The 23,980-nt window shown below is 73.5% G+C and carries 22 protein-coding genes; 6 read left to right on the forward strand and 16 right to left on the reverse strand.

Features of this window, described 5'->3' with window-relative positions:
* Nucleotides 1-6: 6 nt before the first annotated feature.
* Nucleotides 7-1,365 (reverse strand): histidine--tRNA ligase, encoded by a 1,359-nt coding sequence (hisS, locus tag RF640_RS13975; RefSeq protein WP_368828181.1) that lies wholly within the window; start codon nucleotides 1,363-1,365, stop codon nucleotides 7-9.
* A gap of 325 nt (nucleotides 1,366-1,690) precedes the next feature.
* Between hisS and RF640_RS13980 the strand changes: the two genes are divergently transcribed.
* Together RF640_RS13980 and RF640_RS13985 are read left to right on the forward strand one after the other, a co-directional pair.
* Complete coding sequence (locus RF640_RS13980) at nucleotides 1,691-3,145, forward strand: DUF349 domain-containing protein (RefSeq protein ID WP_244915754.1); 1,455 nt, start codon at nucleotides 1,691-1,693, stop codon at nucleotides 3,143-3,145.
* Between the two features lie 91 nt (nucleotides 3,146-3,236).
* The gene (locus RF640_RS13985; protein WP_368828182.1) at nucleotides 3,237-3,833 is read left to right on the forward strand and encodes a type IV toxin-antitoxin system AbiEi family antitoxin; all 597 of its coding nucleotides are present in this window, start codon (nucleotides 3,237-3,239) and stop codon (nucleotides 3,831-3,833) included.
* Nucleotides 3,834-3,850: 17 nt separating this feature from the next.
* Here RF640_RS13985 and RF640_RS13990 read toward each other — a convergent pair whose 3' ends face one another.
* The 10 genes from RF640_RS13990 to RF640_RS14035 all read right to left on the reverse strand — a co-directional run bounded on the left by RF640_RS13990 (nucleotide 3,851) and on the right by RF640_RS14035 (nucleotide 15,324).
* Nucleotides 3,851-6,136 carry a bifunctional (p)ppGpp synthetase/guanosine-3',5'-bis(diphosphate) 3'-pyrophosphohydrolase gene (locus tag RF640_RS13990; protein ID WP_229587174.1) on the reverse strand — a complete coding sequence of 762 codons (2,286 nt, stop codon included), beginning with the start codon at nucleotides 6,134-6,136 and terminating at the stop codon, nucleotides 3,851-3,853.
* A gap of 251 nt (nucleotides 6,137-6,387) precedes the next feature.
* Nucleotides 6,388-7,407 (reverse strand): protein translocase subunit SecF, encoded by a 1,020-nt coding sequence (secF, locus tag RF640_RS13995; protein WP_368828183.1) that lies wholly within the window; start codon nucleotides 7,405-7,407, stop codon nucleotides 6,388-6,390.
* Nucleotides 7,407-9,248: a protein translocase subunit SecD gene (gene secD / locus RF640_RS14000; protein ID WP_368828184.1), complete on the reverse strand. Its 1,842-nt coding sequence runs from the start codon at nucleotides 9,246-9,248 to the stop codon at nucleotides 7,407-7,409. Before secD ends, secF begins: the two co-directional genes overlap by 1 nt.
* Before the next feature lie 90 nt (nucleotides 9,249-9,338).
* Nucleotides 9,339-9,791: a preprotein translocase subunit YajC gene (yajC, locus tag RF640_RS14005; protein WP_095650942.1), complete on the reverse strand. Its 453-nt coding sequence runs from the start codon at nucleotides 9,789-9,791 to the stop codon at nucleotides 9,339-9,341.
* A gap of 106 nt (nucleotides 9,792-9,897) precedes the next feature.
* On the reverse strand, nucleotides 9,898-11,019 hold the full coding sequence (ruvB, locus tag RF640_RS14010; protein ID WP_052133035.1) for a Holliday junction branch migration DNA helicase RuvB: 1,122 nt from the start codon (nucleotides 11,017-11,019) through the stop codon (nucleotides 9,898-9,900).
* 2 nt (nucleotides 11,020-11,021) lie between these two features.
* Nucleotides 11,022-11,666 (reverse strand): Holliday junction branch migration protein RuvA, encoded by a 645-nt coding sequence (ruvA, locus tag RF640_RS14015; RefSeq protein WP_176338222.1) that lies wholly within the window; start codon nucleotides 11,664-11,666, stop codon nucleotides 11,022-11,024.
* Between the two features lie 90 nt (nucleotides 11,667-11,756).
* Nucleotides 11,757-12,353 carry a crossover junction endodeoxyribonuclease RuvC gene (ruvC, locus tag RF640_RS14020; RefSeq protein WP_232035300.1) on the reverse strand — a complete coding sequence of 199 codons (597 nt, stop codon included), beginning with the start codon at nucleotides 12,351-12,353 and terminating at the stop codon, nucleotides 11,757-11,759.
* A 26-nt stretch (nucleotides 12,354-12,379) separates the two neighbouring features.
* Nucleotides 12,380-13,141, reverse strand: coding sequence for a YebC/PmpR family DNA-binding transcriptional regulator (locus RF640_RS14025; RefSeq protein ID WP_035928571.1), 762 nt, complete (start codon nucleotides 13,139-13,141; stop codon nucleotides 12,380-12,382).
* A 141-nt stretch (nucleotides 13,142-13,282) separates the two neighbouring features.
* Nucleotides 13,283-14,005 (reverse strand): glutamine amidotransferase, encoded by a 723-nt coding sequence (locus RF640_RS14030; protein WP_336649448.1) that lies wholly within the window; start codon nucleotides 14,003-14,005, stop codon nucleotides 13,283-13,285.
* A gap of 11 nt (nucleotides 14,006-14,016) precedes the next feature.
* Complete coding sequence (locus RF640_RS14035) at nucleotides 14,017-15,324, reverse strand: MurT ligase domain-containing protein (RefSeq protein WP_368828185.1); 1,308 nt, start codon at nucleotides 15,322-15,324, stop codon at nucleotides 14,017-14,019.
* Between the two features lie 162 nt (nucleotides 15,325-15,486).
* Between RF640_RS14035 and RF640_RS14040 the strand changes: the two genes are divergently transcribed.
* Nucleotides 15,487-15,789, forward strand: coding sequence for a hypothetical protein (locus RF640_RS14040; protein WP_126350178.1), 303 nt, complete (start codon nucleotides 15,487-15,489; stop codon nucleotides 15,787-15,789).
* Nucleotides 15,790-15,865: 76 nt separating this feature from the next.
* Here the strand turns inward: RF640_RS14040 and RF640_RS14045 are convergent, their stop codons facing one another.
* Nucleotides 15,866-16,660: a hypothetical protein gene (locus RF640_RS14045; RefSeq protein ID WP_109222668.1), complete on the reverse strand. Its 795-nt coding sequence runs from the start codon at nucleotides 16,658-16,660 to the stop codon at nucleotides 15,866-15,868.
* A gap of 36 nt (nucleotides 16,661-16,696) precedes the next feature.
* Here RF640_RS14045 and RF640_RS14050 point away from each other — a divergent pair, with 36 nt between their 5' ends.
* Both RF640_RS14050 and RF640_RS14055 read left to right on the forward strand, forming a co-directional pair.
* The gene (locus RF640_RS14050) at nucleotides 16,697-17,089 is read left to right on the forward strand and encodes a glyoxalase/bleomycin resistance/extradiol dioxygenase family protein (RefSeq protein ID WP_017832254.1); all 393 of its coding nucleotides are present in this window, start codon (nucleotides 16,697-16,699) and stop codon (nucleotides 17,087-17,089) included.
* 262 nt (nucleotides 17,090-17,351) lie between these two features.
* Nucleotides 17,352-17,894, forward strand: coding sequence for a hypothetical protein (locus RF640_RS14055; RefSeq protein ID WP_368828186.1), 543 nt, complete (start codon nucleotides 17,352-17,354; stop codon nucleotides 17,892-17,894).
* A gap of 37 nt (nucleotides 17,895-17,931) precedes the next feature.
* On the opposite strand, the gene RF640_RS14060 is transcribed toward RF640_RS14055, so the two are convergent.
* The 4 genes from RF640_RS14060 to RF640_RS14075 all read right to left on the reverse strand — a co-directional run bounded on the left by RF640_RS14060 (nucleotide 17,932) and on the right by RF640_RS14075 (nucleotide 22,900).
* Nucleotides 17,932-19,464: an amino acid permease gene (locus RF640_RS14060; RefSeq protein WP_232035299.1), complete on the reverse strand. Its 1,533-nt coding sequence runs from the start codon at nucleotides 19,462-19,464 to the stop codon at nucleotides 17,932-17,934.
* A gap of 42 nt (nucleotides 19,465-19,506) precedes the next feature.
* Nucleotides 19,507-20,910 (reverse strand): aspartate ammonia-lyase, encoded by a 1,404-nt coding sequence (locus tag RF640_RS14065; RefSeq protein ID WP_017832251.1) that lies wholly within the window; start codon nucleotides 20,908-20,910, stop codon nucleotides 19,507-19,509.
* A 56-nt stretch (nucleotides 20,911-20,966) separates the two neighbouring features.
* Entirely contained in the window at nucleotides 20,967-22,019 is a 1,053-nt protein-coding gene (locus tag RF640_RS14070) for an asparaginase (protein WP_368828187.1), read from the reverse strand.
* A gap of 185 nt (nucleotides 22,020-22,204) precedes the next feature.
* Nucleotides 22,205-22,900: a FadR/GntR family transcriptional regulator gene (locus RF640_RS14075; protein ID WP_109222697.1), complete on the reverse strand. Its 696-nt coding sequence runs from the start codon at nucleotides 22,898-22,900 to the stop codon at nucleotides 22,205-22,207.
* 240 nt (nucleotides 22,901-23,140) lie between these two features.
* Here RF640_RS14075 and RF640_RS14080 point away from each other — a divergent pair, with 240 nt between their 5' ends.
* A complete protein-coding gene (locus RF640_RS14080; RefSeq protein WP_232035298.1) occupies nucleotides 23,141-23,836 on the forward strand; it encodes a hypothetical protein in 696 nt (231 codons plus the stop codon).
* The last annotated feature ends 144 nt before the right edge of the window (nucleotides 23,837-23,980 follow it).

The raw sequence follows: 23,980 nt of genomic DNA on the forward strand, positions 1-23,980 counted from the left end.
CGCCGGTCAGGAGCCCGCGGCGCGCACGACCGGGCGCAGGTCCTCGGCCGGCGGGGACCAGGAGGCCGGGTCGGCGGAGACCTGCTCGCCGGAGCGGATGTCCTTGACCTCGTGGGCGAGCGAGCCGTCCTCGCCGCGGACCGTGAACCACACGTAGGGGATGCCGCGGCGCTCGGCGTACTTGATCTGCTTGCCGAACTTGGCCGCGCTCGCCGAGACCTCGCACGCGATGCCGCGCTCGCGCAACTGCTGGGCCACGTCCTGGGCCGAGGACCAGGACTCCTCGTCCACCAGGGAGATCAGCACCGCGGTGGGGACCTTGCGGGAGGGCGCGGCCATCCCCTGGGACAGCATGCGGGTGACCAGCCGGGTGACGCCCACGGACAGGCCCACGCCGGGGTAGGTCTTCTTGCCGGTGGACGCGAGGGACTCGTAGCGGCCGCCGGAGCACACGGAGCCCAGCTGCTCGTGTCCCACCAGCACGGTCTCGTAGACGGTGCCGGTGTAGTAGTCGAGGCCGCGGGCGATCGAGAGGTCGGCGACCACCGTGCCGGGGGCGCGCCGGGAGGCCTCCCCCACGACCTCGGCGAGCTCGCGCAGCCCCTCCTCGAGCAGCTGGGTGTTCACCCCCAGCGTGCGGACCTGCTCCACGAAGGAGGTGTCCTCGGTGCGGATCGCCGCCAGCTGCAGTGCGGCCTGCGCCTGCTCGGGGGTGGCGCCGACCTCGTCGCACAGGGCCTGGGCGACCCGCTCGGGGCCGATCTTCTCGAGCTTGTCGATGTTGCGCAGCACCCCGGCGGTGTCCTGCAGCCCGATGCCCTGGTAGAACCCCTCGGCGAGCTTGCGGTTGTTGACGCGCAGCACGAACGGCGGGATGGGAAGCTTGGACAGGGCGTCGATCATCACGAGCGCGAGCTCCACGTCGTAGCGGAACGGCAGCGCGCCGTCGCCCACCACGTCGATGTCCGCCTGGGTGAACTCGCGGGCCCGGCCCTCCTGGGGGCGCTCGCCGCGCCACACCTTCTGGATCTGGTAGCGGCGGAACGGGAAGGCGAGGTGCCCGCCGTTCTCCACCACGTACCGGGCGAAGGGCACGGTGAGGTCGAAGTGCAGCGCCAGCTGGTCGTCACCGCGTTCGGCGGGGGCGGCGTCCTCGTCCTCCTGCAGCCGGGAGACGACGTAGACCTCCTTGTCGATCTCGCCCTTGCGCAGCAGCTGGCCGACCGTCTCGACGGCGCGGGTCTCGATCGAGGAGAAGCCGTGCAGCTCGAAGCTCTCCCGCAGGACGTCGAGGACGTGCAGCTCGACCAGACGCTCCTCCGGAAGCCATTCGGGGAAACCGGACAGGGAGGTCTTGCGGGCCATGGGGACGTGCTCCTCGGGTGGATCGGCGGCGGGACGGGTGGACGGCCGGCCCGGACGGGCCCGACGGTTCCGCACTCATCCTAGGGATCCCCGCGCGCCCGGCCCAAAGCCCCGCCCGGACCGGACCCGGACCGGCCCTGGACCCGGCCCCGCGCTCTGCCCCCGTCCGGAGCCCCGCCGGGCGCGGCGCAGGGGCACCGGGGAGCGCCCGGCGGCCGGAGCAGGCGGCCTCGGTAGTATGGGCAGGACGATTGTCCGAAGCCGGGCGACGACGCGGGGCACGCTCCCGGGGTCGGCACCCGGCGAGAGCGAAAGAGTTCCAGCGGTGACAGAACGTCTCGAATCCGACGACCAGCCCACGCCCCGCCCCGTCCCCGCCCCGGGACCCGTGCCGAAGCCGGGGGTCCCCCGGCCGGGCGCCCCCGCGGCGCCGGCGCAGGCCTCCCCCGGCCCGGCTCCCACGCCCGCGGCCGTCCCGGCGGCCCCGGCCGCGGCCCCGGCGGCGCCGGCCCTCGCCTCCCCGGAGTCCGTGGCCCGCGCCCGGGCCTTCGGGCGGGTCACGGAGGACGGGCACGTCTACGTGGTCGTCGACGGCGAGGAGGTCCTCTGCGGCCAGTTCCCGGACGCGACCGAGGACGAGGCGCTGGGCTACTTCGCCCGGAAGTTCGACGACGTCGAGGCGCAGGTGGCGCTGCTCGAGCAGCGCGTGGCCGCGGGCGCGCCCTCGGCCGACATGCAGAGCACCGTGGACCACCTCGCCGAGCAGGTCGGCCAGCGCAAGATGCTCGGGGACGTCAAGGCCCTCGAGTCCCGGCTGGAGGCCCTGCGCCCGGCGATCCGGGAGCTCGAGGCCGCCGAGCGGGCCGCCCACGAGGCGCAGCGCGCCCAGAACGTCGCGGCCCGGGAGGCGATCGTGGCGGAGGCGGAGCAGATCGCCGCCCAGGACCCGCAGCGCACGCAGTGGAAGCAGTCCTCGGCCCGGATGGCGGAGCTCTTCGACCAGTGGAAGACCCACCAGAAGTCCGGCATCCGTCTGGGCCGGGCCGCGGAGGACGCCCTGTGGAAGCGGTTCCGCACGGCGCGCACCACGTTCGACCGGCACCGCCGGGCGTTCTTCTCGCAGCTGGACGCCGACAACTCCGAGGCGAAGAAGGCCAAGGAGGCCCTCATCGCCGAGGCGGAGGCCCTGTCCGGCTCCACCGACTGGGGCGCCACGGCCGCGGAGTACCGCCGTCTGATGGACCGGTGGAAGGAGTCCAAGCGTGCCTCCAAGAAGGACGACGACGCCCTGTGGGCACGGTTCCGCGCCGCCCAGGACACCTTCTTCGCGGCGCGCAAGGCCGACAACGACCGGATCGACGAGGAGTTCGAGGGCAACCTCGCCGTGAAGGAGCAGCTGCTCGCCGAGGCGAAGGCGCTGCTGCCGGTCACGGACCTCAAGGCCGCCAAGCGCGCCCTGGGCGACATCCTGGACCGGTGGGAGCAGGCGGGGAAGGTCCCGCGCGCCCACATGCGCCGGGTCGAGGCCGAGCTGCGCACCGTGGAGGACGCCGTGCGCCAGGTCGAGGACGAGAAGTGGCAGCGCTCCAACCCGGAGACGAAGGCACGGTCCAACTCGATGCTCACCCAGCTCGAGTCGAAGATCGAGGACCAGGAGGACGCGCTGGCCCGGGCGCAGGCCACCGGGGACACCAAGCGCGCGGCCAAGCTGGAGGGCGAGCTCGCCACCAGCCGCCAGTGGCTCGAGACGCTGCGCCGATCGGCGGCCGACCTGCGCTGACCCGGGACGCACCGGAGGGCCCCGCGGCCGCGCTGTCCACAGCGCGCCGCGGGGCCTTTCCCGTGCCGCGGCCGTGGACGACAGTGGGCCCATGGACGCCCCGCCCTGGCACCCCGACACCCTGTACCTGCCCGCACGGCCGTTCTCGCGCGCCGAGCTCTCGGCCCTCGTCACGGACGGAGTGCTCGTGCCCGTGGTGCTGGAGGCGCACGTGCTGCGCGGGCGCCCGGTGACCCGGGCGGTGAAGGTCGCGGCGCTCGAGGCGCAGCTGCCGCCCCACCTGCTGCGGCGCGGGGTGCTCGGGCGGCTCTCCGCCGCGTGGTTCTACGACTGCGCCGGGCGCCCCAGCATCCTGCCGGTGCTGCTGGACAAGCTGCGCCGCACCACGATGTCCCCCGTGCCGGAGGGCCTGGCGCTGCACCAGGTCACGCTGGGCGGCTACGACGTCCACGACGCCGGGCCGGTGCACGTCACCACGCCGCTGCGCACCGCGGTGGACCTGGCCCTGCACGTGCCGGGAAAAGAGGGGACCGCGGCCCTGGAGAAGCTCATGCACGCCCCGCACCTGCACTGCCCGCCCCCGCTGGTGCAGGCCGCGCTCGAGAGCTTCGAGCGGATGCCCGGCCGGCAGGCGGCGCTGCTGCGGGTCCGCCGCGCCGCCCGGGCCATCGGCCGCCCCCTGCGCTGACGGGGCGGCCGGGCGGCTCACCGGCCGGAGGGCTCCGAGATGGGGCGGTTGCCCGAGGTGCGGTAGACGTCGTAGACCCCGTCGATCCGGCGGACCTGGTTGAGCACGTGGTCCAGGTAGCGGGGGTCGCCCATCTCGAAGGCGAAGCGGGAGATCGCCAGCCGCGACTTCGAGGTGTGCACGGACGCGGAGAGGATGTTGACGTGGTTCTCGGAGAGCACCCGGGTCACGTCCGAGAGCAGGGACTTGCGGTCCAGGGCCTCCACCTGGATCTCGACCAGGAACACGCTGGACTGGGTGGGCGCCCACTCGACCTCGACCACCCGCTCGGTGGAGGTGAGGGCGAGCATGTTGGCGCAGTCCTTGCGGTGCACGGAGATCCCGGCGCCGCGGGTGACGAAGCCCATGATCTCGTCCGGCGGCACCGGGGTGCAGCAGCGGGCCAGCTTGACGTAGACGTCCGAGGCGCCCTGGACCGTCACCCCCGAGTCGGACACGCGCGGGCGCACCGGCTGGGTGGCGATGGTGGTCTCCGCGAAGTCCTCCTCCGCGCCGTCGGCCCCGCCGAGGTCGCCCACGATCTTCGCGACCACGTCCTGGGCGCTGACCACGTCGGAGCCGATCGCCTCGTAGAGGGAGCTGATGTCGGTGCGGTGGAAGTCCTGCGCCACCGCGAGCAGGGACTCCTGGGTGAGCGTGCGCTGCAGGGGCAGGTGGTGCTTGCGCAGGGCGCGGGTGAGGGCGTCCTTGCCCTTCTCGATGGCCTCCTCGCGGCGCTCCTTGGAGAACCACTGGCGGATCTTGTTGCGCGCCCGCGGGGACTGCACGAACTTCAGCCAGTCCTGGGACGGTCCGGCGTGCTCGGACTTGGAGGTCAGCACCTCCACCCAGTCCCCGTGCTGGAGCTCCGAGGACAGCGGCACGAGCTTGCCGTTGACCCGGGCCCCGATGGTCTTGTGCCCCACCTCGGTGTGCACGGCGTAGGCGAAGTCCACGGGCGTGGAGCCGGCGGGCAGGGCCATGACCTCGCCCTTGGGGGTGAAGACGTACACCTCGGACGTGTTGATCTGGTAGCGCAGGGAGTCCAGGAACTCGGAGGAGTCCTGGGTCTCCTCCTGCCAGGACACGAGCGAGCTCAGCCAGGCGAGGTCCCCCTCCATGGCCTTCGGGGTCGCGGAGTTCGCCTGGTTGGCCTGGTCCTTGTACTTCCAGTGCGCGGCCACGCCGTACTCGGCGCGGCGGTGCATCTCGTGGGTGCGGATCTGGATCTCCACGGGGCGCCCGTCCGGGCCGATCACCGTGGTGTGCAGTGACTGGTACATGTTGAACTTCGGCATGGCGATGTAGTCCTTGAACCGCCCCGGCAGCGGCCGCCACCGCGCGTGCAGGGCGCCCAGGGCCGCGTAGCACTCGCGCACCGTGCTCACCAGGACCCGGACCGCCTGCAGGTCCTGGATCTCGTCGAAGTCCTTCCCGCGCACGATCATCTTCTGGTAGATCGAGTAGTAGTGCTTGGGGCGGCCGGTGATGGTCGCCTCGATGCCGGCCTCGGAGAGGTCCAGGGCGATCCGCTCGCGGATCTTGGCCAGCGACCGCTCGCGCTGGGGCTGGCGCTCCCCCACCATCCGCACGATCTCCTCGTAGACCTTGGGGTAGAGCGCCGCGAAGGCGAGGTCCTCGAGCTCCCACTTGATGGTGTTCATCCCGAGCCGGTGGGCCAGCGGGGCGAAGATCTCGAGGGTCTCGCGCGCCTTCTTCGAGGAGGAGGTCTGGGAGACGAAGCGCCAGGTGCGGGCGTTGTGCAGGCGGTCGGCGAGCTTGATGACGAGCACGCGGATGTCCTTGGCCATCGCCACGATCATCTTGCGCACGGTCTCGGCCTGCGCGGCGTCCCCGTACTGGACCTTGTCCAGCTTCGTCACGCCGTCCACGAGGGCGGCGACCTCGTCGCCGAACTCGGCGCGCAGCTGCTCCAGGGTGTAGTCCGTGTCCTCGACCGTGTCGTGGAGCAGGGCGGCCACCAGGGTGGCGCCCGTCATGCCGAGCTCCGCGAGGATCGTGGTCACGGCCACGGGGTGGGTGATGTAGGGGTCGCCGCTCTTGCGCTTCTGGCCCTCGTGGCACTTCTCGGCGACCTTGAAGGCGCGCTGGAGGACCTCGAGGTCCTCCTCGGGGTGGGTGGCGCGCACGGTGTGCAGCAGCGGCTCGAGGATCGGCGAGTGGTCCATGGGCCGGCCGGAGAGGTAGGACAGGCTCGAGCGGGTGCGGTCGCTGCGGCCCGGGAACACGGCCCGGCCCAGCATCGGCCGGGACGCGGGCACCACGTAGTGGGTGCCGGCCATGTCCGAGCGGCGCGGCGGCGTCGGTGCGGCGCTCTGGCCCGTGGGGACGGCCCCGTCGTCGGACGAGCTCATGGCCGGGACTTCCTTCCCAATCGATGCACGCGGGGCGGCGGCCGTGCGGCCGCCGCCCCTGTCCTCGTCCCCGGTCCGGGTCCGACGTGTGCTGCTGTGGCGGTCCGCACCTGCACGGCCCGCCCTACGGTGGCTACAGTCTAGTGCGCGAGCGCCTCCTCGGCGGCACGCTCGGCGGACGCCCTTGCACGGGCCTCCTGCTCCTGGATGGCGGGCTCCCCGCGGCGCAGCAGCGCGTAGAGGGGCGCGGCCACGAACAGGGTGGCGGCGGTGCCCACGATGATCCCGACGAACAGGGACAGGGACAGGTCCTTGAGGGTGCCCGCGCCCAGGACGAGCCAGCCGATGAACAGGATCGAGCCCACCGGCAGGATGCCGACCACAGAGGTGTTGATCGAGCGCACGAGCGTCTGGTTGACGGCGAGGTTCACCTGGTCGGAGTACTTCCGTCCGGCCCGCTCCGGCGGGGCCGTGCCGTCGAGCAGGCCCTCGGTGTTCTCCCGGACCTTGTCGAAGACCACCACGGAGTCGTAGAGCGAGTAGCTGAGCACCGTGAGGAAGCCGATCACCGCCGAGGGGGTGACCTCGAAGCCCACGAGCGAGTAGATCCCGGCGGTGATCGCGACCGAGGCGAGCATGCCGGCGATCGCCGAGACGGACATCTTCCAGGTGCGGAAGTACAGGGCCATCAGGGCGGTGGCCAGGACCACGAAGACCACCAGGCCCTGCAGTGCCTGGCTGGTGACGCCGGCGCCCCAGGTGGGCCCCACGAAGTTGGAGGTGACCTCCTGCTCGCTCACGCCGTAGGCCTCGACCAGGGCGTCCTTGACGGCGAGCGTCTGGTCGTCGTCGAGCTGCTCGGTGCGCACCCGGACGGTCTCCGGGGCGATGTTGGTGACCTCGACCTCCGCGGCGTCCGAGGAATCGGCGACGGCCTGCTGGCCGGTCTCGATGTCCGGGTCGGCCACGGCGGACACGGTGAACTCGGACCCGCCGGTGAAGTCGATGCCGAGGTTGAAGCCGCCCTTGGCGACGGGCACGAGCAGGGAGAGCAGCACGAGGACGCCCACGATCGCGAGCCACCGCTCGGCCCGGCCCACGAAGGGGTAGGAGGTGCGCCCGCTGTGCAGGGCGTTGCCGAAATCTGCGAACCGGGACATCAGGCATTCTCCTCGGGGGTGCGGGCGGCGGACGACGGCGCGCCGACCGGCGCGCCGTCCGGTGCCGCCGCGGGCGGGGGGTCCTGCGGCGCGGTCCGTCCCGCGCGCCGGCGCCGCTCGGCGATGGTCAGCCCGTCGTGCTCCGCGGAGGGCTCGCGCAGCCGTCCGGCACCCCGGTACAGGGGCACCGCGTCGAGGGCCTCGGGGCTGAGCCCCGAGTGCTTCCCGCCGCCGCCGAAGTAGCGGGTGCGGGCGAGCATGACCATCACCGGGTGCGTGAAGAGGAAGACGACGAGGAGGTCGGCGATCGCGGTCAGCCCGAGGGTGAAGGCGAAGCCGCGCACGTTGCCCACGGCCACGAAGTACAGCACCGCCGCGGCCAGCAGGTTCACGGCCTTGGACGCGAGCACGGTCTGGCGGGCGCGCTGCCAGCCGTGGTCGACCGCCGCGGGGATGGAGCGGCCGCTGCGGATCTCGTCGCGGATGCGCTCGAAGTAGACGATGAACGAGTCGGCGGTCTGGCCGATCGCCACGATCAGGCCCGCCACGCCGGCCAGGGACAGCCGGTAGTTCGCGGACCAGCCCAGCAGCGTGATCGCCAGCCAGGTGAGCACGCCCGCGACCACGAGCGAGCTGATGGTCACCAGGCCCAGCAGCCGGTACTGGAAGAGCGAGTACACGCACACGAGCACCAGGCCGATGATCCCGGCGATGATGCCCATCCGCAGCTGGTCGGCGCCCAGGGTCGCGGAGATCTGCTGCTCGGACTGGATGTCGAAGCTCATGGGCAGCGCGCCGTACTTGAGCTGCTCGGCCAGGAACTGCGCCTGCTCCTCGGTGAACTGACCCGTGATCTGGGCCTGGCCGTCGGAGATCACGGCGTTCATCGACGGGGCGGAGACCACCTGGCCGTCGAGCAGGATCGCGAACTGGCTGCGGGGGTCGCCGGGCGTGGCGCTGCCGATGCCGTAGAGCCGCTCGGAGAGCTCCCGGAAGGTGTCCGTGGCCTCGGGGCCGAACTGCAGGTTCACGGCGAACTGGTTCAGGGAGACCCCGGTGGAGTTCTGCGCCGTCCCGTAGGACGCGTCCTCGATCCCGGTGCCCTGGATCTCGACCGGGCCCAGGAGGTACTTGGTGCCGGTCTCGGGCTCGCAGGCGATGGTCGGGGCGTCGGCGTCCTGGGCCTCCCGCTCCTCGGGGGACTGCGGCACGGTGCAGTCGGCCTCCTCGAACTCCCGGAACAGGTCCGGGGTGATCCAGTTCGGGTCGGAGGCGTCGGTGGGCTCGGCCGTGGGCTCGGGCACCTCGTCCTCGGCGACGCGCTGGTCCTCGGGCACCGGCTCCGCCGCGGCGGTGGTGAGCACGGGGCGGAAGTTCATCTGCGCCGAGGTCTGGATGAGCTCGCGGGTCTGGGCGGAGGGCACGCCGGGCATGGAGACCACGATGTTGTTGCCGGACTGGGTGGCGATCTCCGCCTCCGCCACGCCCGAGCCGTCGACGCGCTGGCGGATGATCTCGACGGCCTGGTCCAGCTGCTCGGCGGTGATCTCCTGGCCGGCGTCCTCCCCCTGCAGGGAGGGGGAGAGGATCATCTGCGTCCCGCCCTCCAGGTCCAGGGCCAGCTTGGGGCCCCAGCCGGTGCGGTCGGTGCCCGCGCCCCAGGCCAGGAGCCCGGCCAGCAGGGCGAGCAGCACGGCCAGCCCGATCAGGGACCGCCGGGCGGTCGAGAGGGCGGCCCGCACCCCCGAGCGCGCCGGCGCGGTCGAGCCGCCCCGCCCGGACGGGCCGTCCGGGGCGGCGGGCCCCGGGTCAGCGGGGGTCTTGCGTGTGGTCAGTGCCATGGTCTTCCTTACGAACGACGGCCCGGTGAGGCCGGGCCTGTGCATGGGAACGGGCCGACCAGTGGTCGGCCCGTCGTCCCGTGTGGGGGGTCAGTCGTTGCGCTGCCCGGGCTCGCGCCGGGCGTCGTCGTCGAGGGGTTCGACCGGGGTCGATCCCGCGCCGGGGGCGTCGGGCTCGACCACCGACGGCGCCGCCTCGGTCTCGGCGGCGGGGGCCGCCTCGTCCTCGACGACCGTGGTGACGGTCTGCAGGTGCACGGTCACGGCGGTGCCCGGGGCGATCTCGAGGACCACCTTGTTGGTGTCCCGGTCGATCGAGCGCACGGTGCCGTAGAGGCCGTAGTTCGTCATGACCTCGGTGCCGGGGCCCATGGCCGCCTGCTTCTCCTTGACCTGGGCCACGGCCTTCTTCTGTCGGCGCATGGGCAGCCAGAGCAGGAGCACCATGGCCACGAGCATCAGGGGCAGCAGCCAGGCCGTGCTGCCTCCCGTGGGCTGGGCGGCCTGGGCGGGGAGGGACTGGACGAGGAGGAGCGGGCTCACGGACTTCCGTTCGATCGGTGGTGGGTGTCCTCACCATGGTAGGTGATCCGGCCCGTCAGCGTCCTGGACGGCACCCGGGAGGCAGCCCCCGGGTCTGCGGCCGCGCTCAGTCCTCGAACAGCGGCGGGACGTCCTCGGCGGCCGGGGCCGCGGCCGTGCCGCCGAAGGCGGCCCGCAGCCCGGGGTCCTTGAACGCCGCGTGCTCGGGCGGGCGCAGGCCCAGGTGGTCCCAGGCGGCGGCCATCGCGATCCGGCCCCGGGGGGTCCGGCCGAGCAGGCCCTCGCGGACCAGGTAGGGCTCGGCCACGGTCTCGACCGTCTCCGTCTCCTCCCCCACGGCGATCGCCAGGGTGGACAGGCCCACCGGCCCGCCGCCGAACTTCGTCACGAGCGCCTCGAGCACCGAGCGGTCCAGCCGGTCGAGGCCGCGGGTGTCCACCTCGTACATGTCGAGGGCCGCGGAGGAGGTGCGGGCGTCGATCCGCTGGATGCCGTGCACCAGCGCCCAGTCCCGCACCCGGCGCAGCAGCCGGTTGGCGATGCGCGGGGTGCCCCGGGAGCGGGAGGCGACCTCGGCGAAGCCCTCCGCGGTCATCGCGAGGTCCATGAGACCGGCGGAGCGGCGCAGCACGAGCTCGAGCTCCTCCACGGAGTAGAACTCGAGGTGGCCGGTGAAGCCGAAGCGGTCGCGCAGCGGGCCCGGCAGCAGGCCGGCCCGCGTGGTGGCGCCCACCAGGGTGAACGGCGGCAGGTCCAGCGGGATGGAGGTGGCGCCGGCGCCCTTGCCCACCACGATGTCCACCCGGAAGTCCTCCATGGCCATGTAGAGCATCTCCTCGGCGGGCCGGGACATGCGGTGGATCTCGTCGAGGAACAGCACCTCCCCCTCGGTCAGGGAGGACAGGATCGCGGCGAGGTCGCCGGCGTGCTGGATGGCCGGGCCGGAGGAGATCCGCAGGGGCGCGCCCATCTCCTCGGCGATGATCATGGCCAGGGTCGTCTTGCCCAGCCCGGGAGGACCGGAGAGCAGGACGTGGTCGGCGGAGCGGCCCCGCAGCCGCGAGGCCTCGAGCACCAGGGACAGCTGCTGGCGCACCCGCTTCTGCCCCACGAACTCGTCGAGGTTCGCGGGCCGCAGCGCCGACTCGAGCTGCTTCTCGTCGGGCTCGTCCTCCCCCGAGACCAGCCGGTCCCGGGAGTTCACGGCGGCGCCGTCGTCGCGGGCCACGCTCAGGCCCCTCGCTCCGCCGGGACCCGGGGCCCGGCCTTGGCCGCGCCGAGCCACCCGAGCACGGTGCGCAGGATCGCGGGCACGTCACCGGAGGCGGCGAGCTCCTCCCGGCCGGAGAGGGCGTCGGCGATGCCCCGGGCGGCGTCCTTCTCGTTCCAGCCCAGGCCCACGAGGGCCTCGAGCACCTGCTCCCGCCACGGCTCCATCGGGGCGGCGGGGGCCGGCTGGGCGGGACGGTCCGGGACGATGAGCTTGTCGGCCAGCTCCAGCACGATCCGGCGGGCGCCCTTGGGGCCGATGCCGGGGACGGTGGTGAACGCCTTGGCGTCCCCCTGCGCGATGGCGCGGTGGACGGCGTCCGGGCCGAGCACGGAGAGCACCGCCAGCGCCGTGCGGGGGCCCACGCCGCTCACGCCGAGCATGATCTCGAAGACCTCGCGCTCGGCGGGGCTGCGGAAGCCGAAGAGCAGCGGGGACTCGTCCTTGCGGGCCACGTACGCCGTGTCGAGCCGGACCTCCCCGCCGATCCGCAGGCCGGACAGGGTCTCCGGCGTCGCCTGGACCTGGACGCCGAACCCGCCCACCGCCACGACGGCGGTGGTGAGGCCGACGTGCTCGACCTGTCCCGTGATGGACGCGATCACCGCGCAACTCCTTCTCGTGCCCGGCGGGGGCCGTGCACGGTCGATCGAACAGATCTACGAATGACGACCACTCTAGCAGTGGGCGCCGGCTCAGCGGCGCCCGCCCCGCTTGGCGCGGTGCTCCGCCTCGGCCCAGGCCCGCTGGGCGGGGGTCATGCCGGAGCGGGCGGCGGCCAGGGGGCGGGCGCCCTGGTGCGTCTCGGTCCGGGCCGTGGCGTCCACGCCCGTGCCGCCGCCGCGCCAGCCGTGGCAGATGGCGATGGCCAGGGCGTCGGCCGCGTCGGCGGGCCGGGGCGCCTCGTCGAGCCGGAGGATGCGCACCACCATGCGGGCCACGGACGCCTTGTCGGCCCGCCCCTCCCCCGTCACCGCGGCCTTGACCTCGGACGGGGTGTGCCAGGCCACCGGCACGCCGTGGCGGGCGGCCGAGGCGATCACGGCGCCGGAGGCGTGGGCCGTGCCGATGACGGTGTTCACGTTGGTCTGGGCGAACACCCGCTCCAGGGCGAGGGCGTCGGGACGGTAGCGCTCGATCCACCGCTCGGTGGCCTCCCAGATCCGCAGCACGCGCACGTCGAGCGGGTCGGCGGCGTCCGTGCCGGCCACCCCGACGTCCACGAAGGACGCGGTGCGGTTGCCGGCCATGTCGATCAGGCCGAACCCGCACCGCGTCAGTCCGGGGTCCACCCCGAGGATCCGCTGCGTGGCCGTGGTCAGTCCTCGGAGTCGAGCTGGGCCAGGACCTCGGCGGGGATGTCCGCGTTGGCGTAGACGTTCTGCACGTCGTCGAGCTCCTCGACGGCGTCGACGAGGCGCAGGAACTTCCGGGCGCCCTCGGCGTCGAGCTCCACGAGCATGCTCGGGCGGAACTGCGGGTCGTCGTTGTTGTACTCGAGCCCGGCCTCGTCGAGGGCCGCGCGGATCGCGGGCAGGTCGGTGGCCTCGGAGACGACCTCGAAGACGTCCTCCTGCTCCACGACCTCGTCGGCGCCGGCGTCCAGGACGGCCATGAGGACGTCGTCCTCGGTCAGCCCGTCGGTGCGGGTGACCTCCACGACGCCCTTGCGCTCGAAGAGGAACGCCACGGAGCCGGAGTCGGCCATGGTGCCGCCGTTGCGGGTCACGGCCACGCGCACCTCGGAGGCGGCGCGGTTCTTGTTGTCGGTGAGGCACTCGATGTACAGCGCCGTGCCCTGCGGGCCGCGGGCCTCGTAGAGGATCTCGGTGTAGTCGACGACCTCACCGGTCAGGCCGGCGCCGCGCTTGACGGCGCGGTCGATGTTCGCGACCGGCACCGAGTTCTTTTTGGCCTTGGACACGGCGAGGTCCAGCGCCGGGTTGCCCGCGGTGTCGGGCCCGCCCATGCGCGCGGCCACCTCGATGCCCTTGATGTACTTGGCGAAGGCCTTCGCCCGCTTGGCGTCGATCGCGGCCTTCTTGTGCTTGGTCGTGGCCCACTTGGAGTGTCCTGACATGCGTCCCTCCTCGGGAAGTCGTTCGCGGTCGGCCGGGACGCGTCGTGCGTCGTCCCGGCACGGCCCGCCCCGGCGGTGGCCGGGACGGGCCGGAGAAGTCCCGGTCCATTCTACCGGGTGCGCGCCGCCCCGGCCGGGGCCCTAGCGGGGCCGGGCCTGCGCGACCTCCCGGGCCCGCTCGGCCAGGGTGTCGTCCAGCGGTGCGGCGTCGAAGACGCCGAGCCGGCGCTCCACGGCGGCGCGGATGAGGTGGTCGGCCACGGCGGGGTTCTTGGGCAGCATCGACCCGTGCAGGTAGGAGCCCACCACGTGGTGCACGCGGGCGCCCTCGGTGCCGTCCTCGCCGTTGTTGCCCGCGCCCTTGAGCACCCGTCCCAGCGGCGTCTGGTCCGGGCCGAGCCGGGTGACCCCGGAGTGGTTCTCGTAGCCGACGACGGTCCCGAACTCCGGGGACTCCAGCACGATGTTGCCGATCAGGCGGGTGGGCCCGCCCACCGTGGTCAGGTCGAGGATGCCGATGCCGGGCAGGGTCTCGCCGGCGCCGGTGCGGAACTCGTGGCCGAAGAGCTGGTAGAGGCCGCAGATCGCGAGCATGGGCACGCCGTCGGCGGCCATGGCCCGCAGCTCGGGGGCGATCCGTTGCAGGTCCTCCTGGACCCGGAACTGCCCCGAGTCCTGGCCGCCGCCGCCCACCAGCAGGTCGGCGTCGGGCGGGAACGGGTCCCCGGGGTTGTGGTCGCTCAGCCGCACGGCGTAGCCGTACTTCTCCAGCCGGCGCTTGAGGGTGAGGGTGTTGCCCCAGTCCCCGTAGATGTTCATGTCCCGGGGGTAGAGCTGGACGAGGTGGACGGTGCGGTCGGTCACGGGGGCTCCGCTCAGATCTCGGCGACCTCGGCCACGCGGGACAGCTCCCGGCGCAGCTCGAGCATGGACGTGTAGGTGCAGAAGACGCGCATCGGCCGGTCCCCGGCCCCGGCGACGAAGCGCCGCAGGGCGTCGCCGAGGCCCGGGACCACCTCGCGCACCGCGACCTCGTCGTAGTCCAGGCGCAGGGCCATGTCCCACGCCCGGGTGCCGGAGACCACGTCCACGCCGCCGGAGCGCAGGGAGTGGAAGTCCACGTCCCACAGCCAGGAGACGTCGCGGCCGTCGGCGTACTCGTCGTTGATGGCGATCATCGTGGCGTAGTCGCCCGGCCGCGCCGAGGCCAGCGAGAGGCGGAACCCGGCGGGGTTCTTCACGAGCAGCAGCTGCAGCGGCCGGCCGTCCACGGTGATGGTCTCCCCGCGGCCGAAGGCGGGGGTGACGCGGGAGAGCTCGTCCACCAGCGCGGCGCGGTCCGCGTCGGGGCCGGCCACGGCGAGCGCCAGCGCGAGCGCGGCCGCCGCGTTGTACATGTTGTAGACGCCGTAGAGCTCCACGGTGGTCTCGACGGCCTCCCCGCCCACCGTGAGCCGGACCCGGTTCGCCTCGAAGGACGTCAGCTCCACGTCGGCGGCCGGCCGGGGCGCCAGCTCCGCCTCGTGGTCGGCCTCGGCGTCGGGACCGCCGGCCGAGCGCATGTCGTCGTCGGAGGGGAACATGGGCCGCAGCGGGGCGGACAGCCCGAACCAGCGGGTCTGCGTGCCCTTGGGGACGTGCTCCGCGAGGGACACGATCCGGGGGTCCTCCCGGTTGAGGACCACGGTGCCCGTGGTGGCCGCCGCGATCTGGGCGAGCATCCGCCGGGTGGTGTCGATCTCGCCGAAGCGGTCGAGCTGGTCGCGCATCACGTTGAGCAGCAGCGCGTGGCGGGGCTTGACCTGCTTGACGAAGTGCACGGCGTGCGCCTCGTCGAGCTCGAGCACGGCGACGTCCGCGTCGAGGCGGCCCGTGAGGCTCATCTCCCCGAGCAGGGCGGCGGCCACGCCGCGCACGAAGTTGGAGCCGGTGCGGTTGGTGAAGACCCTGTAGCCCTGCGAGCGCAGCAGCTGGACGGCCATCTTGGTGGTGGTCGTCTTGCCGTTGGTGCCGCTGATGAGCACCACGCCGTGCGGCAGCTTCGCGAGCTCCTCGGCCACGAACCCGGGGTGCAGCCGCTCCATCACGAGGCCGGGGAAGGCGGAGCCTCCGCCGCGCAGGGTGGTCAGGTACCGGATGCCTTGGCCGAGCAGGCGCACGTGGGGTCTGGACATGCGCTCCATCCTATGGTCTGCGCCCCGGCGGCGGCGGGCACCCGGGTGCGCCTGGGGCGGGCGGTCCGCGCGTCCCCCCAGGCCGCAGGGGGGACGGGCGACGACGACGCACGACACGGTGTCGCGGCGGGGTGCTGTGGACGGGCGGCGCACCGGCCGTAGGGTCGGACCATGAACGCCGCCGGCCCCGCCGTCCCTCCGTCCGTTCCGCCTCGCCGGATGCCGCCCTGGTGGGTGGTCCTGGCGTGTCTCGGCGGTCTCCTGGTGCTGGGCGGGGCGCTGCTGGTGCTGCTCCACCCGGCGGAGGCGTCGTTCGGGTGGTTCGCGGAAGCCTCGCCGGGCGACGCGGCGTTCCCGGCCATGACCCTGGTGACCCCGGAGGCCACGGCGGGGTGGGCCGGTGTGGTGGCCGGGCTCGTCCTGTGGGCCTTCTGCGCCGGCTGGCTCCTGGGCCGGCGCGCCTCGCGGCGGTGACCGGAGGGTCGAGGCCCTCGGCCGCGCCGTGCCCTCGGGTCAGGCCCGGTCCACGAGGTCCTCGACGGCGGCCGCCTCAGGCAGGGCGGCCCGGCTGCTCCGGTCCCTGCGGCGGAGGGTCCAGCGGTGCGTCGACGGCGTGGAGCTCGTTGCTGAGGCCGGTGCCGTCGAGGCCGTCCAGCGGGGTGATGTCCACGACGATGCCCGTCTGCACGTCGAGGTGCACGCGGTAGACCGTGGCGAGGTCGCCGCTGGTGAGGGTCGGGTCCTCACGGCCGTACTCGTGGATCCGGCTGGCGGCACTGTCCAGCAGAGGGCAGCACCCGCACCGCGGGGTGTAGCCGTTCTCCCTGTCCTCGCCGGCACCGAGTAGCGGCCGGCAGGCGGCCGACCAGGTGAGGCGGCCCCGCAGTGTCGTGGCGACGACCTCGCTGACGTCCACTCCCCGGCTCAGCTCGGCCGGGTCGAGCATGGCCGTCCACCGGTAGTCCTGCCACATCGGATCACCGTGGTCGAAGTGCCAGTCCTCCGGGCGCCGGGCGACCAGACCGTCCGGGCGCAGCACCACCTCCGGCTCCGGCGGCGGCGGTGACGGAACGGCGCCCTCCGCGTCGTCGTCGCAGGTCACCAGACTCACCGCCGCACCGTAGGGAGGCCCTTCGGCGACCTCGACGCCCCCGGAGGAGCGGACGACCACACGGCCGAGCCGCCGGTCGAGCCAGGCCTCGACCGGTTCGCCGTCCGGAGTGCTCCCGGCGTCCCGCTGCCGCCGGTGGGTGAAGTGCACGGTGGTGAACCGCCACGGCGAGCTGCGCGCCAGTGCGCGGAAGTCGTCGGCCGTGGGGACCTCGGGCAGGGAGTCACCGCTCATGCGACCGAGTAGAGCACATCCCGGTACTGTCGGACCATGACCGGGCAGGAGCTGTTCCCCATCGTCAACTGTGCGGATCTGGTCGGCACCGGGGCCTTCTACGAAGAGGTGTTCCACGCCGTGCAGACGTACCGGTTCCCCGGGACGGGAGAGCCGGTCTTCCTCGTCCTGCGGGTGGGAGACGGTCAGCTGGGCCTGGGCGTCGGCACCACGGCGGCACGGTACGGCGACACCCCGCTGCCCGCGACCGGCCACGCGGTGGACCTGTGCGTCTACGTCGAGGACCTTCCGGCCGTCCTCGACGCCGCCCGCCGGGCCGGTGCGGCCGTGCCTGTCGATGCGGAGGCCATGCCGTGGGGCGAGACCGTCGCCTACGTCCGTGATCCCGAGGGCACGATGCTGCTGGTCGTCCAGTCCGGTGCGGACTGAGGGATCCTGGGCTCCTGCCCACGGGCCGGCCCCTGGTCCGGAGAACACCACCGACGATTCGGCAGAGGAGGCAACGCCAGTGGATCGCGACGTCGACCCGGTTCCCCCGGAGGGGTCGGGCCCTTCCCCGCACGTGCGCGCGGAGCCTTCCTCGAGGGCCCCTGCCGCGCCCCGGCCCGCTGCCGGAGCCGACGCGCAGCGGCGGGAGGTCAAGGCCGCCCTGGCCCGGCGGACAGCTCCGCTGTGGCCGGTCCACGCGGCAGTGCGGCCGACGACGACGGCGCCGACCCGGCGTGACCGGCAGCAGGTGCTCCGGCGGGCCGGACTGGAGCTGCAGCACCACGCGCTGGTGCTGCGCCGGATCACCACCGCCTACGCCGTGGCCGTGGCCGGGCCGCACTTCGAGGCCGGGTGGACCGTCGCCGACGTCCTGCACGCCCTGGACTGGACCCCGCAGGGCGTGCGCTACACCCACGACTCGGTCACCGGGATCGAGAACCCAGGCGCCTGGTTCGCCGCCCGCCTGCGCACCTGGACCCACCAGGACGGCACCCCGATGCGCTCGCCGGACCAGCGCGCCGCGGCGGAGGCCGAGCAGCGCCGCGCCGAGGCGGTGGCGGCCGCCCGACGCCACGCCTCCCCTCGGCCCCGGCAGCAGACCGCCGGGGCGGACACCGGGGCCGCGGAGCCGGCCGTCGAGCCGCCGGGGACGACGGACCCGGATCGGCGGCCCTTCCGGGTGCGCTGGGCCGCCCAGATCGCCGCAGGCCGGGCGGAGGCGAGCCGGGGGGCCGGACGTCCGTGAGCCGGGGGCGCGGATGCCGCGCCCCCGGGGCGGGGCCCTACCGGACGGGCGGCCCCGTCTCCTCGGAGGCCGCCGGGGCGGTCCGGGCGACGGCGGCGTGGGCCGCGGCGATCTCGTGCACCCGGTCCCGGCACCGGTACCAGCCGAGGACCAGCAGCGGCACGAGCAGCAGCAGGGAGGCGACGGTCCAGGTCCCGATCGGGGAGTCGAAGGCCATCAGCACGACGACGGTCACGAGGAACGCCAGGGTCAGCCAGCCGGTGAAGGGCGCGCCGGGGAGCCGGAAGCCGGGGCGCTCCGCCCTGCCCTGCCGGGACCAGGAGACGAGCCGGAGGTGGCAGAGCATGATCATCGCCCAGGCGCTGATGATGCCGACCGAGGCGAGGTTCAGCACGATCTCGAAGGCCTGGGCCGGCACGAGGGCGTTGAGCACCACGCCCAGCACGGCCACCGCCGCCGTCAGCACGATGCCGCCGTACGGGACGCCGGCCCGGTTCATCCGTCCCGCGAAGCGGGGGGCCGATCCGGCCAGGGACATCGAGCGGAGGATCCGGCCCGTGGAGTAGAGCCCGGCGTTGAGCGAGGACAGGGCCGCGGTGAGCACCACGAGGTTCATCACGGTGTCCATGCCGGCCACGCCGATGGAGCCGAAGAACGTCACGAACGGGCTCTCCCCGGCCTTGTAGGCGGTGTAGGGCAGGAGCAGGGACAGCAGGGTCAGCGACCCGACGTAGAAGACCGCGATGCGCACGATCACCGTGTTCACGGCGCGCGGCATGACCTTCTCGGGGTGCTCCGTCTCACCGGCCGCGGTGCCGATCAGCTCGATGGACGCGTAGGCGAAGACCACGCCCTGGATCACGACGACCGCCGGCAGCAGACCGTTGGGCAGGAGCCCGCCGTTCTGGCCGATGAGGGACAGGCCCACCTCCTGGCCGTCGGCCGGGGTGCCGAAGAGCACGAGCCAGATCCCGACCACCAGGAAGGCGGAGAGCGCGGCCACCTTGATGAGGGCGAACCAGAACTCGAGCTCGCCGAAGACCTTGACCGAGACGAGGTTCAGCCCAAGGACGAGCAGCAGGGCGGCCAGGGCGTACTGCCACTGGGGGACGTCCCCGATGGGAGCCCAGTACCGGGCGAAGAACTTCATGTACAGCGCCACGGCGGTGATGTCCACGATCGCGGTCATGGCCCAGTTGAGCCAGTACAGCCAGCCGGTGAAGAACGCCGCCTTCTCGCCGTAGAACTCCCGGGCGTAGGAGACGAAGGAGCCCGAGGACGGGCGGCGCACGACGAGCTCGCCCAGGGCGCGCAGGATGAGGAACGCGAAGAAGCCGCAGACCGCGTAGACGAGCACAAGGGCGGGCCCGGCGCTGGCCAGCCGCCCGCCGGCGCCCATGAACAGGCCGGTGCCGATGGCGCCGCCGATCGCGATCATCTGGATCTGCCGGGGCTTGAGCCCCTTGTGGTAGCCCTCGTCCTCCGCGTGGAGCACGTCGAGGGCGGCGGTCGGTGGCTGGGCCGGGGTGGCGTGGCGCCGGTCCGGGTGGTGGACGGACACAGGGGGCATGGCTCGGTCTCCTGGGTGGTGGCGGAAGAGCTCGTGGACGGGTCAGACGGTGAGGTTGGCGAGGCGCTCCGGGCGCAGGATGCGGCCCAGCTCCTCGGCGGTCAGCAGACCGCGCTCGCGCACCAGCTCCGCGACGCCGGCGCCCGTGACCAGGGCCTCCTGGGCGATCGCGGTGGCCGTGGCATAGCCCAGGTGAGGGTTCAGCGCGGTCACCAGGCCGATGGAGTGCTCCACCGACGCGCGCAGGTGCTCCTCGTTGGCGGTGATGCCGCGCACGCAGCGCTCCGTGAGCGTGGTGCAGGCCGCCCGGAGGTGGGCGACGCTCTTGTGCAGGCTGTGGACGATGATCGGCTCGAAGGCGTTGAGCTGCAGCTGTCCGCTCTCGGCGGCCATGGTGATCGTGACGTCGTTGCCGATGACCTCGTAGGCGACCTGGCTGACGACCTCCGGGATCACCGGGTTGATCTTGCCCGGCATGATCGAGGAGCCGGACTGCACGGCGGGCAGGGTGATCTCGCCCAGCCCCGCCCGGGGCCCGGAGGAGAGCAGCCGCAGGTCGTTGCAGATCTTGGACAGCTTCACCGCCACCCGCTTGAGCACCCCGGACAGGTGCACGAAGGACCCGACGTCCTGGGTGGCCTCCACGAGGTCGACGGCGGTGACCAGCGGCAGGCCGGTGACGGCGGCCAGGTGGCGGCAGGCCGCGGCGGCGTAGCCGTCCGGGGCGTTGAGCCCGGTGCCGATCGCCGTCGCCCCGAGGTTGATCTCGTGGACCAGCAGGCTCGCCTCGGCGAGGCGCTGGCGGTCCTCCCGGATCATCACGGCGTAGGTGCCGAACTCCTGGCCCAGGGTCATGGGCACGGCGTCCTGCAGCTGGGTGCGGCCCATCTTCACGACGGTGCGGAACTCGCGGGCCTTCGCCGCGAAGGCGTCCTCCAGCACCTCCAGGGCCGCCAGCAGCTCCTGCACGCCGGTGATCGTGGCGATCTTCACGGCCGTGGGGTAGGCGTCGTTGGTGGACTGCGACAGGTTGACGTGGTCGTTGGGGTGCAGCCGGGAGTACTCCCCCTTGCCGGCGCCCAGCAGCTCGAGGGCCCGGTTGGCGATCACCTCGTTGGCGTTCATGTTGGAGGAGGTGCCTGCGCCGCCCTGGATCACGTCCACGCGGAACTGCTCGTGGAGGCGCCCGTCCAGGATCTCCTGGCAGGCCGCCACGACGGCGTCGGCCCGGGCGGTGTCGAGCAGCCCGAGCTCGTGGTTGGCGCGGGCGGCGGCGAGCTTCACGGCCGCCAGGCCCCGCACCAGGTGGGCGTGGCCGCCCAGGGGCAGGCCGGTGATGGGGAAGTTCTCCACGGCGCGCAGGGTCTGCACGCCCCAGTAGGCGTCGGCGGGGACCTGGCGGTCGCCGAGCAGATCGTGCTCGGTGCGGAAGGCGGGAGCGGTCATGGTTCTCTCGGTTCTCTCGGGTGTCACGGGGTGGTGGACGGCAGCGGGACGGTGGGTCAGCGGGACGGTGGGTCAGCGGGACGAGGGGCGGTCTCTCTCGGAGCGGAGGGACAGCGGGCGGCGGCGAGGGCGACGGCGTGCAGCGACCCCACGGTGCGGCCCCCGCCGAGCACAGGGACCCGGCCCAGGCCGGCGAGCGCTGCGGGGTCCACCCCGAGCCGCTGCAGGGCCTGCACGGTCACCGGCATCCGGGCGCGGTCGGCGCCGTCGGCGATCTTCACGGCCAGACCGCGCCCGTCCGGCAGGCCCACGAGCTGAAGGCCCTCGAAGCCGTCCTTGGCCAGCAGACCGGGGACCCTGCGCATGAGCTCCGTGACGTCACGGCCCTCGCCGGCCACCTGCTCGGGGTGCCCGGTCATGGCGGACGCGACCCAGGCCTCGGGCGTGCCCGGGGCGGCGGAGGCCAGCCGGGCGAAGGCGGTGGCCATGCCCCGGAGGGTGACGGCGTGCAGGGGTGTGCCGCAGCCGTCGGTGCTGCCGGGCCCCAGCGGTTCGCCGGTCAGCTCCGCCACGACCTGGGCGATCAGCAGCTGCAGCGGGTGGCCGGGGCCGGTGTAGCCGGCCACGGGCCAGCCGTTGACCCGGCAGGTGGCGACCATGGCGGCGTGCTTGCCGGAGCAGTTCTGGGCCAGGCGGGTGGGCCCTTCGCCGGCGCGCAGGGCGGCGGCCCGTTCGGCGGGTCCATACGGCAGGTCGGGCACGTTCTCCAGGGGGGTCTCGTCCGCGCCGTGGCCGGCGAGGATGCGGCGCGCGCCGTCCCGGTGCCGGGGCGCCCCGGAGTGGCTGGCCGCGGCCAGGGCCAGCAGGGGCCCGGGCAGCTCGAGGCCGGCGCGGAGCATGGCCACCGCCTGCAGCGGCTTGAGGGAGGAGCGGGGGTAGAAGAGGGCCAGGGGGTCTCCGGCCTCGAGCAGGATCCGCCCGGCGGCGTCCGTGGCCACGAGCGAGCCGTGGTGGACGCTCTCGACAACGCCGTCGCGGACCTGTTCGGCGACGGGCACGTGCTGCGGGCGGGCGGTGGACAGAGGTGCCTCGAGGGCTGCGGTGGTCATGCTGGGTCCTTGCTGGAGGTGATCGGTGCGAGCGGGGGCGCGCGCCGGAGGGAGGCGCCGGAGGGCGCCCCGCGCGGAACGGAGGGCAGGGTCGAGGGCAGGACGACGGACGAGCAGGGCGAGGACCGCGCCTGCTCGAGCGGAGGCCGGGAGGCCGGAACAGTGGCCGGGACGCGGCCGGCGGGCTACTCGCCGGTGATGGCGCCGAGGGCGCCGCGCACGGCCGCGAGGTGGTCCTGCATGGCGGCTTCCGCCTCGTCGGCCGAGCCGTCGCGGATCGCGTGGAAGATGCGCAGGTGCTCCTCGTCCGAGCGCTTCTGGCGGGCCGCGACCACGTTGAGGGTCTCGGACTGGTGGAAGAGCGCCTCGCGGATGTCGGCGATGACCTTCTCGAACACCCGGTTGTGGCTGATCCGGGCGACGGCGGCGTGGAAGCTGGTGTCCAGCTCGACCCAGGCCTGGGGGTCGTCCTCGGCCGCCATCGCCGCCACGACGTCCTGCAGGAAGCGCACGTCCTCCTCGGTGCGGCGGCGCGCGGCGAGACCGGCCGCGGGGACCTCGATGTGCGGCCGGGCCTCGTGCAGGTCCCGGGCCGAGTACGCGCCCAGGGCCAGGTCCTCGGCCACCCGCTGGGAGACGACGAACGTCCCCTTGCCGGTGCGGCTGACGGTCAGGCCCAGCGCCGCGCAGGAGCGCAGCGCCTCGCGGATCACGGACCGGCTCACGCCGTACCCCTGGGCCAGCGCAGCCTCCGAGGGCAGCTTCTCCCCCACGGCGAGGCGCCCCTCCCGGATCTGCGCGAGCAGGTCCTTGAAGACGGCCTCCGCCGCACTGAAGCGCTCCACCGGCTGTCCGGCTGTCCGGCTGTCTGACAGGTTCATGTGGTCCAGCATGATACGGATCACACCGGGCTGTCAAGGGGCCACGAGCCGGTTTCCTGCACGTCTCGTGCAGGTTCTCGCCAGGTCCGCCTGCTGTGCTGGAGCCGGCATCCCCACACCCCGAGCGGAAGCAGGTGCATCATCGCCGCCAGAACCACCAGAACCGCCGGCACCGCGCACCGGGACCGGGACCGGAGCCGCCCCCTGCGCTCGCTCCTCGCACTGCTTCTCGTGCTCGGGATGCTGGCGGGAGCACTGGTGCTCCTCGGGCCCGGCCTGATCAGCGGCCTGCGCACCGGAGACGGCGGGCTGACCTGGGGTGCCGAGTGCGTCGTCGAGACCGCGGACGGAGCGGTCGGGCTCGACCGCGAGGAGGCGAAGCGGGCCACGACCGCGGTGGCGCTCGCCGCCCGCGGGGTGGAGGCCCCGGACACCTCCGGCCTCGACCCGGCGGTGCTGCGGCGCCTGGCCGACGGACCGCCCGAGGACGCCGGCGCGAGCCTGAGCTGCCGGGGCTCAGCGGCCGACGACCTGCCGCAGCAGCAGCTGACCGCAACCGGCCTGACCCCGCGCGCCGAGCGGGTGCGCGCAGCGATGACCGAGGTGTTCGGAGAGCAGAGTCTGGGCGGGTTCGCCCCCGGCGGCGTCGGCCAGGGGCACGGCGAGGAGTCGACGCACTACGACGGCCGCGCCGTCGACGTCTTCTTCCGCCCCGTGACCGAGGAGAACCGGCGCGAGGGGTGGCTGCTGGCCCACTGGCTGGTCGCGCACGCCGAGGACCTGGACGTCCAGTACGTCATCTTCGACGACCGCTTCTGGAGCGCGCACAGCTCGCGGGGGCGGTGGCGGGACTACGACGCGCCCGAGCCCGGCAACGAGATCCTGCGCCACCTCGACCACGTGCACGTGGACGTGCTGCGGGGCGGTCCGGAGTGAGGAGCCGGTCGCAGCGCCGGGCCCCGGAACCGGCCTCCGCGTCGCGAACGATGACCACGGGAGGGGTGTGCACGGGCGACGCCCGGTCCTAGGGTGAGGAGCGGACCGGGCGGCTCCGGACGGGTCGGACCGCAGCGCCCGGGG

It is taken from the genome of Kocuria sp. CPCC 205231 (assembly GCF_040980965.1).
GTDB lineage: Bacteria > Actinomycetota > Actinomycetes > Actinomycetales > Micrococcaceae > Kocuria > Kocuria rosea.